We start from the raw sequence: 13,934 nt of genomic DNA, 5'->3' as shown, positions 1-13,934 counted from the left end.
CAAATATTCCGTCTCTTGCATTCAAATAAGCAAAAACGATAACGCATTTGACTAATTTAATTGAACTTATTCAACGTTTTGAACGTCGTAATAGGAAATAACAACTGACCGTACGGTGTAGATTTTTGGCATCATGAAATCTTATTAGAGGTATTTTATGAACAAGAAAATTATCCAGTTTTCGCTTTTTGTTGTTCTGTTGTTTGCAACGTTAGCCTTTTCTCAGGAAGAATATGACGTTAAAGTCACTCAACTTACCGATAATCTGTTTTTGCTAATTCCGCAAGTTTATGTTGCTCACCCCACTATAATCGCATCAATAGGACCGGATGGCGTGCTACTCGTTGATACCGGAATCAAAGAAACCGCGCAGGTTTTAAAGAAAAAACTCGATAGCCTGGGGAATGGAAATCCGAATATTATCATAAATACGCATGCCCATATAGACCATACCGGAGGCAATGCCTTTTTTGGTGATTCTCCTACTGTGATTGCCCATAATATCCTCAGAAAAAGATTGAAAAGCTCCAGTTTTATCTCGTGGGAGTTTCCCGACGCAACCTTGCCCGATATTTTAATTTACGATTCATTAACAATATTTTTTAACGGCGAAGAAATATCGATTATTCCTTTTGAAGGGAGCCATAGTGACAATGATGTCATTGTATTTTTCAAAAAATCTCGAATTGCCTTTATTGGTGACATCATGTACGGATTTGGATTCCCGTCTTATGATAAGTTAAGCGGCGACGTTTTGAAATACCCGGATGTGCTCGAAAAAGTAATTAATTATTTGCCTGAAGACGCCAGGATAATACCCGGCCATGGACATGAATGTAATTTGGAAGAATTTAGGGGATATCATAATATATTAAGCAAAACCATTGAAGCGGTAAGCGAGGCCGCCTTCCGGGGTAGAACCCTGGAGCAAATGCAAGAAGATAAAATCCTGAATGCCTGGGATTCATTAGGACAGGGCGAAATACCCACCAATAAATGGATTGAGTCAATCGTCTATTGTCTGGATGAAAACCGACCGAGAAAATCGCTTGTTGAGCCGCTGTACTTGGCTCTGAAAAATAATGGCATCGATGGTGCCGTTGCAAAATTCCATGAGTTAAAGAGAACTGCAGAAAAGGAATATGCTTTCACTCTCGCGGCGTTTAATATCGTTACCTATTATTTATTGGATCGCGAAAGATATGAAGATGCCCGGAAAATACAGACCCTGGCCAGTGAGGAATACCCCGACTCCTGGGTTGTATTTTATATGCTCGGAGAAATTTATTCAGCAGAGGGCGATAAAGAAAATGCCCGGAAATATTTCAAAAAGTCAATAGAGATCGATGCGAACAATCCATACATTTCTGAACTTGAAAGAATGATTAAAGAATTGTGATAGTTTAGCGCAAAAGTTAATCGAGCCGATTGCGATAATCACTAAATAAAAAAATGGAAACTCTTGCTCCAATATCCGTAATATATCTTATTAGGATGGGCTTATTGTAATCGCAAGGGCAACATATGATCAAAGTTGAAAATCTGAAAAAATCTTTTGGCGAAATTACCGCCGTTGATGAAATTTCTTTCTCGATTGAGGTCGGTGAAGTCTTCGGGCTTCTGGGTCCTAACGGAGCCGGCAAAACGACAACGATAAATATGATTGTCGGAGTCTTGAAACCTGATTCCGGGACCGTCAATATCAACGGCGAAGCCGATCCGACCAAGGCCGAAATCCGCCGTCAAATAGGAAACTCGCCTCAGGCGATCGCCTTATACGAAGGGCTCACCGCTAAGGAAAACCTGGAGTTTTTGGGGCGGTTATATCGACTATCGGGGAAAAAGCTTAAAGAGCGGGTCGAATGGGCGCTCGAATTCGCCGGTTTGACCGAACGACGCAAAAGCAAGGTCGCTACTTTCTCGGGCGGGATGAAAAGACGATTAAATATGGCCGGAGCTCTGGTTCACGATCCCCCCGTTTTACTTTTTGATGAGCCGACTGTCGGCGTTGATCCGCAATCGCGAAATATGATTTTTGACAGCATTGAGGGGCTTAAAAAGCAGGGTCGGACTATCGTTTATACTACGCATTACATGGAAGAAGCTCAGAGATTATGCGACCGGGTCGCGATAATGGATAACGGCAAGATACTGGCTATGGGTGATGTTGACGATTTGACCGCTCAATATGGTGGTAAGGCGATAATCGAAGCCGAAGTTGAAAACAAGGCGGAGATTCCAAACAATTTTCCCGGTGAATATGATGGCAATCGGTTGAAGATTGAAACTTCTGACCCGATGAAAGACCTGGCGCGGCTGGCGCAGGCTGGACTGAAATTTAAACATTTACGCGTCGATAGGCCCAATCTTGAAAAAGTATTTTTAAGCCTGACAGGAAGGAACCTGAAAGACTGATGGGAATTCTGTTTACACTCGCGGTCAAAGATCTCAGGATTCTCTTCCGTGAGAAATCTTCGATCTTCTGGGTTCTTGGTTTTCCGCTAATGATTGCCCTGTTCTTTGGCACGATTTTTTCCGGAGGCGACGGAGAAGTCAGCGGGATGAAAATCGCCGTCATCGACGAAGACCAGAGCGATTATTCCAAAGACTACATAGACGAAATCAGCAGCTTGTCTGCTCTGCGGGTAAGCCAGATGAGTCGCGACAGCGCCGAAGCCAAAGTCCGGCAGGGTAAACTCTCGGCAGTGGTGACTTTCAAAAAAGGTTTCGGCCAATCGCTGGGGATGTTCTCCGATGAACCGCTTATGGAAATCGGTATCGATCCCGCGCGCAGGCTAACGGCGGGATACCTTCAAGGGCTTTTGACTCGTTCGCATTTCACGCTTCTCCATAAACGCTATATGAACTTTGATACCTGGCGCGGTGATCTCGATAGCCTCAGTGCCGGGATGGAAACCTGGGATATTGACGAAGAAACTAAAAGCTCCGCCCAAAAAGTCGTCGGCTCTCTAAAAGATTTCACTTACAACATCGAGGAGAAGACCTCGGGGGCATCCGATTGGGCCGATACCGCCGGAAGCGATGAGCAATTTAATCTGTTCCCAATGAAAATGACGGCCATTACCAACGATGACATCGGTCCGCGTTCGCCGTTTGAAATTACATTCCCTTCGTCGCTTTTATGGGCGTTGATAGGCATATCGGCCGCTTTCGCGGTCTCGATTGTCAAAGAAAGAACGGCGGGAACGTTTTTGCGCCTGCGAATCGCGCCGATTTCGCGCGGGCAGATCTTGGCCGGAAAAGGTCTGGCGGCTTTTCTGGCTAGTACTATAGTCTGTATCGTTCTCCTTGGGATAGGAAATATCGCTTTTGGAGTTAGAGTAAGCGATCCGGTTATACTTGCGATAGGCGTCATTTCGGCGGCGTTTTGCTTTGTGGGATTGTCGATGCTGATAAGCGTCCTGGGTAAAACCGAAGAGTCAGTCGGCGGCGCGGCGTGGGGAGTTTTAATGGTCGCGGCCATGACCGGCGGCGGCATGATTCCGGTAATGTTTATGCCTTCCTGGTTGCTAACGGTCAGCCACGCCAGCCCGGTCAAATGGGGTATTCTGGCCATCGAAGGCGGTGTCTGGCGCAATTTTTCATACACCGAGATGATGCTTCCGGTGGGAATGCTCGTCGGTATTGGAGCCGTTTCGTTTATTGTAGGCACAACGATTTTGGCCAAACGCGACGCCTGATAATGATTTTTGAAAATGGGTTTGTTTCCTCAAATTAACGTTTTGGGGCATATCAACTCGGTGGTGATTCTTAACACACCCCGCCCCTTCGGGGCACCCCTCTCGAGAGGGGAACAGCAAAAAGTCTGTTTTTGGCTGTCGCGTAATTTATCTGAATTTTTGCCAAGGCGTTGGTCATATATCTTATTCTACCTTAATGTTTTTTTGTTATTCCCGCGAAGGACCCGAAGGGGTCGTTGCGGAAATCCAGAATGGTTTTAATTTTACTGGATTCCCGACTCGTCCGGCTTTCGCCGGACTCTCGAGAATGACAGTCGAAAACCTGTTCCCCTGAAAGATCCGAAGGGGTCTTTGCGGGAATTCAGAGAAGTTATCCACATTTTCAATTTGGTAAATTCTTTATAATGGCATGCACCTGTTATGCTTATAGCAAATTGGGTTCGTTTTGTCCTTTTTAGTACTTTAGCACCAATCCTTCCCCCATTAATAATCACTCATTGATGATTTACTTTCATCTATATAATGGGGTTGATTTCGGAAATTGCAGTGGAGTTAGTGGATAATTGAAAATTTCGCAGGAAGTCGCGCGAGCTCTTTGTAGGTCGAAACCCCTGTGGTTTCGACATTTAATTTGATATTTCTCTATAATTATTTTATTATATTACATGACGAACATCCGCCGATATTTTTCTCCCGGTCAAGTATATTTCCTGACGCATGTCACCTATAAGCGAAAACCAATATTAATCGATAATGCGGATTTATTAAAAACTGCAATTTATGATGTAAAAACGGATACGCCCTTTGAAATAATCGCATTCGCTATCATGCCCGATCATTTTCATATAATTATCGATCCCGGCAAATCCAATTTATCCACAATATTTAAAAGGATAAAATTGAAATTTTCGACGAATTATAGGAAGGCACTAACTATAAAAAGTGGACGCATATGGCAAAATCGTTTTTGGGATCATCAAATAAGAAATCAGGATGATTTGAACGCTCACATTGATTATATCCATTACAATCCGGTTAAACATGGCTTGGTAAATGATCCATTTGTTTATAAACATTCGTCATTGCCGGAATTTTATGACCAAGGTTTATATGGCAGAGATTGGGGAGTCAAATTGGATTTAATATTTGAAGGTGAATTCGGTGAATAAAAATATTGTCGAAACCTCCTCCGCTTCGCCCCGCAGGGGCTTCGCTTCGGACCTTCGGCAGGGGTTTCGACCTACAAAATTAAACTTTCATCTAGATGATGGGGATGATTTCTAATTTGTGAGGTAGTTATAAATTACACTTGAGAGGCGGTGATGATTTTCAGAGCATGTTTAATATAAATAATTCTCTATAATTGTCAACCCCAATATTAATAAATTCTCATCCCCCCAATTCATTTTTCAAAAACTGGCCGGTGTATGATTTCTTGACCTTGGCGACTTCCTCAGGCGTTCCCGACGCGACCACCATCCCGCCATCGTCGCCACCCTCGGGACCGAGATCGATAATATAATCAGCCGTTTTTACCACATCCAGATTATGCTCGATAACCAAAACGGTATTACCCCGCTCAACCAATTCCTGCAGCACCCCCAGAAGCATCTTAATGTCCTCAAAATGAAGTCCCGTCGTTGGCTCATCGAGAATATACATCGTTTTGCCGGTCGCGATTTTGGAAAGCTCGGTCGATAGTTTGACCCTCTGCGCTTCGCCTCCCGATAACGTCGTCGCCTGCTGCCCCAGACAAATATATCCCAACCCGACGTTTTTAATCGTCTGGAGCTTGCGCCGTATCAGCGGAATATTGGTGAAAAACTCCAGCCCCTCATCGGCGGTCATAGCCAGCACATCGGAGATGTTTTTGCCTTTATAAGTAATCTCCAGCGTTTCCTTGTTATACCTTTTGCCCTTACACTCCTGACAGGGTACATATACATCCGGCAAAAAATGCATCTCGATTTTGATAATGCCGTCGCCCTGGCATGACTCGCATCGCCCCCCTTTGACGTTGAACGAAAACCGCCCCGGCATATACCCGCGCACCTTTGATTCGGGCAGGTTGGCATACAATTCCCGTATCGGCGTAAAGACTCCCGTATATGTCGCCGGATTTGATCGCGGCGTGCGTCCGATAGGCGACTGGTCGATATCGATAACTTTATCGATATTTTGCAGTCCCCGAATCGAACCGTATTCCAGCGGCGCCTGCCGCGAACGATAGAACTGCCGCGCCATTATCCGGTACAACGTCTCATTTATAAGCGTCGATTTCCCCGAACCGGAAACGCCGGTGACGCAAATAAAAAGTCCCAGAGGAATATCAACCGATATTTTTTTCAGATTATTCCCGGCCGCCTTAAAAAGTCTGACCCGTTTGCCGTTACCGTTTCGCCGTTCTTTGGGAACAGGGATTGATTTTTTGCCCGATAGATATTGTCCGGTCAATGATTTGGAATTGCGCTTGATAGCCGTCGGTTTTCCTTCGGCGATAACATGCCCGCCCTGCTTGCCGGCGCCCGGACCCAGATCAACAACATAATCGGCTGACAGGATGGTTTCCCTATCATGCTCGACGACAAGAACGGTATTGCCCAAATCCCGCAGTTCATTGAGCATTGTCAAAAGGCGATGATTGTCGCGTTGATGAAGCCCGATCGACGGTTCATCGAGAATATACAATACTCCCACCAGACGCGAACCGATCTGAGTCGCCAGCCGGATTCGCTGCGCCTCGCCGCCCGATAAAGTCGACGCCGGCCGCGACAGAGTCAGATAGTCCAAACCGACGTTGACCAGAAATCCAAGACGTTCCCGCAACTCTTTGAGAATCTGGCGGGCAATCATCTCCTTGGTTTTAGTCAGTTTCAACTTATCAAAAAAGACTTTGACATCTTTGATAGACATCCCGGTCAGATCATGGATATTGGTTTTATTGATCAGAATCGACAACGCTTCCCGGCGCAGGCGCGTCCCATGACAGGCCGGGCAATCGGTTATCGACATAAAATTTTCAATCCAGACCCTGATGCCGTCGGATTCGGTTTGCTTATATCTCCGCTCCAGATGTTTGACAACGCCCTCGAAATTCGACTCGTACTGCCCCGAACCCCGTCCGTTGGAATGCTCATACTGAAACTTTATCTTTTCCCGTCCGGAACCGTCCATCAATATTTCCTGAATTTTTTTAGGCAATTTGTTAAACGGTGTTGTCATCTTGAATTTGTAATGCTCCGCCAATCCCTTGAGCATATAACGGTACCAGTTGGCTGAATCGGATGCCCACGGCGAGATGGCTCCATTCAAAAGAGATTTATTCGGGTCGGGAACAATCAATTCCGGATCAACTTCCATCTTTGTTCCGAGGCCTCCGCACGACGGGCAGGCTCCGTAAGGGGAGTTGAACGAAAACAGCCTGGGAGCCGGTTCTTCATACGAGATATTGCAATTGAGGCAGGCGTACTGTTCCGAGAACAGGTATTCCTTATCTTTGGCCTGGATAATAACCGTCCCCTGAGCGACTTTCAAAGCCGTCTCCAATGAATCGGTTATCCGGCGCACCGACCGGGAGCGGACGACAAGCCGATCGACAACGGCCTCGACCGTATGCTTTTTCTTCTTGTCCAATTCGATTTCGTCTTCGACTTCATAAATCTTACCGTCAACGCGTAAACGAATGAATCCCTGGCGGCGAGCCTCATCGATAATTTCCCGATGTTCGCCTTTGCGGCCCCGCACCAGAGGCGCGAGGATAATAATTTTAGTCCCGTTCTCAAAGGACATGACCGAATCTACAATCTGACTGGCCGACTGCTGGGTAATCGGTTTGCCGCAATTGAAGCAATGAGGCGTCCCGACGCGGGCGTACAAAAGACGCAGGTAATCATAAATTTCGGTGACGGTTCCCACTGTTGAGCGGGGATTGCGGGCCGAAGTTCGTTGTTCGATCGAAATCGCCGGAGACAATCCTTCGATAAAATCGACATCCGGTTTTTCCATCAACCCCAGAAACTGGCGAGCATAGGCCGACAACGATTCCACGTATCGCCTTTGCCCTTCGGCATAAATCGTATCAAAAGCCAACGATGATTTCCCCGACCCGGACAAGCCGGTGATGACGCACAATTTATTACGCGGAATCCTGACCGAAATATTTTTTAGATTATGCTCCCGCGCCCCTTTTATAAATAAATACTGCGAGTCGGCCATTTTTTTCTCGATTCACCCGTCTATTTTCATATTTTTACGCAACCCGGAAATATAAGACAAAAACACACTCTGGGCAAAAGCTATTTTTAAATCATATAAGAATAAAGACAGGTAAATGAGAATCACTTATTTTGGAAAAAAATCAATACCGGTCCCGGCTTCGAGAATCGCGGTTATCTTCCCGTTTATCAGCTCCGGCGAAATCAATTCGCAAAATCCGCCCTTCGAATTCCTGGCCATTCAATTCATCCATGGCCTCAACCGCCCCATCAGTTGTTTCGAATTCGATAAAGGCGATCCCGCGGTCGCTCAGGAGACTAATTGATTTGATTTCACCGAACTGCCCGAGCAGTTCGCGAATCTGATCTTCGGTAATGGAATAACTCAAATTCCCAACATATAGCTTGTTTATCGGCTGCCCCGGTTTCAAAGGCGGCTGAGCTTCGGCAACCCGTAAATTTCGCCCCATAAACTCAGACCCGTCAAGCCCTTCTATGGCCTTAACGGCATCGGCACTGCTTTTGAATTCAACGAATCCAAAACCGCGCCCCTCGACTATATTTACGTTAGTCAATTCACCAAACTGACCGAACAATTCGGACAGTTGCCGCCGATCAACCAGATAATTCAGATTCCCCACGTAAAGTTTGCTGCTTTGCATACATCACCCGGTTCTGTCGTCATCTGCATAACTATTTTATGAAGTGATGAGAAACGGCCGCCATAAGGGTCCCCACAGCCGGTATTTCATTATGCAATAACGTGCTCTTCTTTATTATTGGGGATAAGTTAATCCAAGTTTAGCTGTTCGTCAAGGAATTTTTTATAAAGATATTTTGGGTATGACAGAACTTACGGGATATTATTTATCGTTTTTTTGAGCGGATTTCCTCGGCTCGTTGAGAATATTCGCGTGCTTCTTTCTTCCGCCCCATTTTATCATATAAATATGCCATGCTCTCAAATAGGCTTGCTATATTGGGATGATTGGCTGGGAGCGTCTTTTCCAATATCTTTAATGCCTGTTTATATAATTCTTCCGCCTCCTCATAACGACCCATCGATTTATATAACAAGGCAAGATTGTTCAGGTCTGTCGCATAATCGGGATGCTCTTCGCCGATTGTCTTTTTGTCTATTTCAATCGCCTGCAATAAATATTCTTCCGCCTTCTCATATCGACCCATTGATTCATATACACCGGCAAGATTGCTCAGGCATAGAGCATAATATGGATGTTCTTTGCCCATTACCTTTTTAACTATCTTAAGGGCTTGCTTATAAAAATCTTCAGCCTTCTCATAACGGCCCATCGATTTATATAACAAAGCAAGATTGTTCAGGCGTATTGCGTAATACGGATGTTCTTCGCCAATCGTCTTTTTTCCTATCTCCAGAGCCTGTTTATATAATTTTTCCGCTTCCCCATAACGACCCATTAGGTTATACACATTTGCAAGATTGTTCAGGCGTATCGCGTAATTCGGATGCTCTTCGCCGATTGTCTTTTTGTCTATTTCAATGGCTTGCAAATAATATTTCTCCGCTTCCTCATAACGACCCATTGATTCATACACACCGGCAAGATTGTTCAGGTCAGTCGCATAATCGGGATGTTCCTCGCCGATTGTCTTCTTGTCGATTTCAATCGCCTGCAAATAATATCTCTCCGCTTCGTCATAACGACCCATTGATATATAAACATTAGCAAGATTGTTCAGGCGGGTCGCATGACCGGGATGCTCTTCACCAATGGTCTTTTTATCAATTTCAATCGCCTGTAAATAATATCTCTCCGCTTCCTCATAACGACCCATTGATTCATATACACCGGCAAGATTATTCAGGTCAGTTGCAAAGCCCGGATCTTCTTCGCCAATAGTTTTCTTGTCTATCTCCAACGCCTGCTTGTATAATTTTTCCGCTTCCTCATAACGACCCATTGATTCATATAACAGGGCAAGATTGTTCAGGCAGGTCGCGATTGCGATTTCCTGATTGTTTTCGTCATTTTCGAGTTTGGCAATTATCTGTTCGTATAGTGGAACTATCAAGTCCCATTGTGCGGCATCGTCGAATTTATCTACCCTATTAGTAAACCAGGCACAATAATCGCCAATATCTTTAGAATATTGACCGTGATAAAACGCTTCTTCCAATGCTGCCTTTTGTTCATCGGTGATGTTCTTTATATCAATTTTTTTCAATTTGGCGTCATAATGCTCAAACAGCTTTAAATGGGAATTAACATAGTATTCCGTTTTGTCCTTTTCATCATCTTTAAGTACGTTTTCCTGTAAATGCTTCCGCATCAACTCGTGCATGACGCATATTCCGGAATTTTCGTGATGCGTTATAAATGAATAGTGCGGTAAATCAAATATCTCGACCCCGTGGAATCTTTGTGGGAATTTTCCGCTCAGATATTCGAATATCTTGCTATCCCATTTCCTGGCCGAGGACAAAATCTTAAATGCCTTAAGATGATTGGAATCCATACCGCGCGTAAACTGAGTTAATATCTTCTTATGAGTTCCTCCAAAATCTTTCGGAGTCGGCTCACGACCTTCGTTTTTCTTAATATTGTGAAACCTACGGGCCTCAAGTTCTATATAAAACGGAACGCCTTTGGAAGCATCGTATATCTTTTCTTGTATTTCCTTGTCGTCAATTCCCTGCGATAGAAAATATTCAACCGCGTATTTCTTTTCCAGATCTTTCAAGTCATGCTGTTCCAGCCGCTCGTCAATCCAGAATTTATCTTTGTTCGTCCAGGTCATTTTTTGCCGTCCGGTGATGACCAGCATCGTCCGAGGTAGATTTTTGGCAAGAGTTTGCACCCATTCGTCAATATCAACCGTCGCAGAATCGGGGCGTTTTGTGCCTGTCAGCATCTCGTAAGTATCCAGAAATATTACCGACGGCAAACCGGTTTTTTCAAAATGCAGGCGCAAATCTTCACCGAGAAGAAGCGGTAAATCATTCAGGATTTCAAAAGGTTGTTTATGTTGAAACGATTGCAACAAAATTATACTTCGCTCTTTTCCCAATTTCTTTAAATCCTGGTATCCTTTACCGACGAATTTCGCTATTTTGGGCAGGAGACCAATAATCGGAAATTCTCCTGCCATCAAGCTAATATCGGCCATTATTTCGGATTTTTCCAGAAACGGAAAATCATTCTTATTCAATGCGACATCAGGATTTGCTTTTTTCAAATAAGTCGCGACGCCGATTTCGAGAGCCAGACAATCAACTTTGTGTTTTTTCGATAAATTTCGTCGAATAACCGACAGGGCCGTTTCAATATGCTGATACGATGGATTCTGAAAATCAACATCTGCCCAAACGGCATCCGGGTAGACATTTTCCAACTCCTTTATAAGTTCACCCTTCAAAGCCGTTTTGCCGATTCCGGACACGCCGTGAAATACCAGCACTTTCGAATCGCCGCTCTCGTCGCCGACCACCGTCGTCCCGAATTTCTCAGTCAGGGCATCCTGAAATATTTTTATCTCTTTTTTTCGCCCGACAAATATTTTCTTGCGTCTCGGCGAGGGTGCATCTTCAATTTTTCGTTTGGTCGCCGCCATGATATCTCCCCTGCATTTCCATACCGAATCAAGAACGCTAAACATTCAACAATAAATTATTTTATCAAAAAGTCAATACAGTTTCTTAAAATTGTATGAATATAAATTAATAACTGATGATACGGGCCAACGCCGGATGCTACTGAATACTATTCAACCCGTTCAAGGCCGCGACTTTGTAGGCTTCCGACATGGTCGGAAAATTAAAGACGGTATCGATGAAATATTCAATCGTCCCCCCGAAAGTGATCACCGCCTGCCCGACATGAATCAAATCGGCGGCGCTTTCGCCGATAATATGCACCCCGTATAATTTTTTTGTATCGGGACAAAATATCAACTTGAGAATGCCGTCATGATCGCCCGAAATCTGACCCCGTGCCAGTTCATAAAACCGGGCCGTACCCGTTTCGTACGGGATGCCTTTGGCGCTGAGACTTTCCTCGGTCTCGCCGACAATCGAAACTTCCGGGATGGTATAAATGCCGTAGGGCAACAATGTATTGAGTTTGGTTTCCGATTTGCCGAAGGCGTGACGCGCCGCCAGCCGTCCCTGGTCCATCGACACCGAAGCCAGCGAAGGAAATCCGATAACATCACCGACGGCGTATATTTTGCCGATCCCGGTTTGAAAATTCTCATTGACTTTTATCAGGTTTCGCTTATCGAGTTTTATCCCCAGCTCTTCCAGCCCCATACCGGGGGTATTGCCCGTCCGACCCATGGTAAACAGGATTTTATCGGCGGCAATTTTCCGACCCGCCCCGGTAGTCATGTTTACCCTGCTGTCGCTGATTGTGATTTTATCGAATTTATCGCCGAGGATAACTTTTATCCCGTGTTTGTGCATCAGGTAGGCCAGCGTATCCGATATTTCATGATCCAGATGCGGCATCAACCGATCTTTGCTTTCAACCATCGTCACTTTAACGCCCAGATGACCGAAGATGCAGGCGTATTCGCAGCCGATGACGCCGCCTCCGACGACAATCATCGATTTGGGAATCCGATCCAGGTTCAAAATCGTCTCGCCGTCAAATACATAAGTATCGTCAAAATGAATATTGGGATCCCGATGCGGCCGCGATCCGGTCGCGATGACAATCACTGACGCTTTCATAAGTCGCCCGTGGCCGTTTTCTTCGTCGACCATCACTTCCGTCGGCGAGATTAATTTCCCCCGTCCGGGAATCACGGTGATACCGTTGCGCATCAATTTATCCTGGATGACTTCCAGTTCTTTTTGAATCACCTGCTCGGTCCGGTACATCAGTTCGCCCACGGTCACGTTCGATTTGAGCGAACAAACCACGCCGTAAACCGATCTCTGCCGGATACCGGCAAGGTATAAGACCGTTTCGCGGAGGGTTTTTGAGGGCAGGGTTCCGGTATGAACGCAGACGCCCCCGACGACGCCGCGCGATTCGATGATGGCCACTTTTTTGCGAAGTTTCGACGCCTGAATCGCCGCTTTTTCACCGGCCGGCCCCGACCCGATAACAATCATATCATACGATTCCATGAACTATCCTCCGGAACAAATCCCCAATCGGTTAAAACTATTAGAATAGAAAAAAATAGCCCTTTTGATAAATACTGTCAATTTACAATACGCCCGAAGACAATTATGTTCCCAAAACTTTTTATTAAAAAGTAAAAGCCTTCATAATTTTTATGGAGGCAGATGGGGACATATGTCGCCCGCAAAATCCTATTATTATTTATTTTTGGAACCGGTCAATGCTGCCGCCAGCCCCAAGCCGATATATATGCTTCCGGAAATATAATTCCCCGCGGTTGAAAATGTTTTGCGCCTTGAAAGCCACTGTCGAAACCTGGCAGCCAAAAGAGCATAGGCGCTGCCCACGGCCACAGCCATAATCTGGGATATCACCCATAATACTAAAGTCTGAATCATCGGATTACCACGCGAAGGATCGATAAATTGTGGAAGAAAGGCCAGAAAGAATAATACCGATTTTGGATTTAGTACTCCCACCACAAAGCTCTCCAAAAAAGCCGCCATACCAGTCCTTGATTTTTTTACATCAACCTTCCAGGTCATTTTTCCTTCCCGCAGCCGACAAATACCTAAATATATAAGGTAACCGGCTCCGATATACCTCATGATATTGAAAGCTGAGACCGACGACGCCAGAAGGCTGGCGACGCCAAAGGCAACAGCCAGGGCATGAGGAAAAGTTCCCAGGGCGAGTCCGTAAACCGACAAAAGTCCGGCTCTTTTTCCCTGATCCAGACTCCGGGTTATTGTATACATTACAGCCGGGCCCGGAGTTATCAATACTAAAAAGTTGGCTGTGGCAAAAAGAAGAAGTGCAGTTAAGTCAAACATTTGAAAAGGTGTCCTTTCTCAGAAGCGCTTCAATGACGTTATGACTAAAACAGACAGCGTAGATAAAATGTT

Annotated in this window: 9 protein-coding genes; 4 read left to right on the top strand and 5 right to left on the bottom strand. The window is 45.2% G+C overall.

Annotation, left to right across the window (positions count from 1 at the left end):
• The first annotated feature begins 157 nt into the window (after positions 1–157).
• From V3V99_07630 to V3V99_07615, 4 genes are all read left to right on the top strand, one after another.
• Positions 158–1,399, top strand: a complete 1,242-nt coding sequence (locus V3V99_07630) for an MBL fold metallo-hydrolase (protein MEE9442522.1) — start codon at positions 158–160, stop codon at positions 1,397–1,399.
• A gap of 125 nt (positions 1,400–1,524) precedes the next feature.
• Positions 1,525–2,415 carry an ABC transporter ATP-binding protein gene (locus V3V99_07625; GenBank protein ID MEE9442521.1) on the top strand — a complete coding sequence of 297 codons (891 nt, stop codon included), beginning with the start codon at positions 1,525–1,527 and terminating at the stop codon, positions 2,413–2,415.
• Positions 2,415–3,701: an ABC transporter permease gene (locus V3V99_07620; protein MEE9442520.1), complete on the top strand. Its 1,287-nt coding sequence runs from the start codon at positions 2,415–2,417 to the stop codon at positions 3,699–3,701. Before V3V99_07625 ends, V3V99_07620 begins: the two co-directional genes overlap by 1 nt.
• 665 nt (positions 3,702–4,366) lie before the next feature.
• Entirely contained in the window at positions 4,367–4,870 is a 504-nt protein-coding gene (locus V3V99_07615; GenBank protein MEE9442519.1) for a transposase, read from the top strand.
• A 220-nt stretch (positions 4,871–5,090) separates the two neighbouring features.
• Here V3V99_07615 and uvrA read toward each other — a convergent pair whose 3' ends face one another.
• From uvrA to V3V99_07590, 5 genes are all read right to left on the bottom strand, one after another.
• Positions 5,091–7,916, bottom strand: coding sequence for an excinuclease ABC subunit UvrA (uvrA, locus tag V3V99_07610; protein ID MEE9442518.1), 2,826 nt, complete (start codon positions 7,914–7,916; stop codon positions 5,091–5,093).
• A gap of 142 nt (positions 7,917–8,058) precedes the next feature.
• Positions 8,059–8,577: a hypothetical protein gene (locus V3V99_07605; GenBank protein ID MEE9442517.1), complete on the bottom strand. Its 519-nt coding sequence runs from the start codon at positions 8,575–8,577 to the stop codon at positions 8,059–8,061.
• A gap of 205 nt (positions 8,578–8,782) precedes the next feature.
• Positions 8,783–11,509 carry a tetratricopeptide repeat protein gene (locus V3V99_07600; protein ID MEE9442516.1) on the bottom strand — a complete coding sequence of 909 codons (2,727 nt, stop codon included), beginning with the start codon at positions 11,507–11,509 and terminating at the stop codon, positions 8,783–8,785.
• A gap of 139 nt (positions 11,510–11,648) precedes the next feature.
• Positions 11,649–13,031 (bottom strand): Si-specific NAD(P)(+) transhydrogenase, encoded by a 1,383-nt coding sequence (sthA, locus tag V3V99_07595; GenBank protein MEE9442515.1) that lies wholly within the window; start codon positions 13,029–13,031, stop codon positions 11,649–11,651.
• 195 nt (positions 13,032–13,226) lie between these two features.
• Positions 13,227–13,862, bottom strand: a complete 636-nt coding sequence (locus V3V99_07590; GenBank protein MEE9442514.1) for a LysE family translocator — start codon at positions 13,860–13,862, stop codon at positions 13,227–13,229.
• Between the last annotated feature and the right edge of the window lie 72 nt (positions 13,863–13,934).

It is taken from the genome of Candidatus Zixiibacteriota bacterium (assembly GCA_036480375.1).
Classification (GTDB): Bacteria; Zixibacteria; MSB-5A5; order GN15; family JAAZOE01; genus JAZGGI01.
Note: the sequence above shows the minus strand (reverse complement) of the source record. Positions and strands in the feature narration are given on the sequence as shown.

What these genes read in the sequence shown, in the direction of transcription:
- V3V99_07630 (MEE9442522.1), top strand. Translation starts at nt 158, where the DNA reads ATGAACAAGAAAATTATCCAGTTTTCGCTTTTTGTTGTTCTGTTGTTT.
- V3V99_07625 (MEE9442521.1), top strand. Translation starts at nt 1,525, where the DNA reads ATGATCAAAGTTGAAAATCTGAAAAAATCTTTTGGCGAAATTACCGCC.
- V3V99_07620 (MEE9442520.1), top strand. Translation starts at nt 2,415, where the DNA reads ATGGGAATTCTGTTTACACTCGCGGTCAAAGATCTCAGGATTCTCTTC.
- V3V99_07615 (MEE9442519.1), top strand. Translation starts at nt 4,367, where the DNA reads ATGACGAACATCCGCCGATATTTTTCTCCCGGTCAAGTATATTTCCTG.
- uvrA (MEE9442518.1), bottom strand. Translation starts at nt 7,916, where the DNA reads ATGGCCGACTCGCAGTATTTATTTATAAAAGGGGCGCGGGAGCATAAT.
- V3V99_07605 (MEE9442517.1), bottom strand. Translation starts at nt 8,577, where the DNA reads ATGCAAAGCAGCAAACTTTACGTGGGGAATCTGAATTATCTGGTTGAT.
- V3V99_07600 (MEE9442516.1), bottom strand. Translation starts at nt 11,509, where the DNA reads ATGGCGGCGACCAAACGAAAAATTGAAGATGCACCCTCGCCGAGACGC.
- sthA (MEE9442515.1), bottom strand. Translation starts at nt 13,031, where the DNA reads ATGGAATCGTATGATATGATTGTTATCGGGTCGGGGCCGGCCGGTGAA.
- V3V99_07590 (MEE9442514.1), bottom strand. Translation starts at nt 13,862, where the DNA reads ATGTTTGACTTAACTGCACTTCTTCTTTTTGCCACAGCCAACTTTTTA.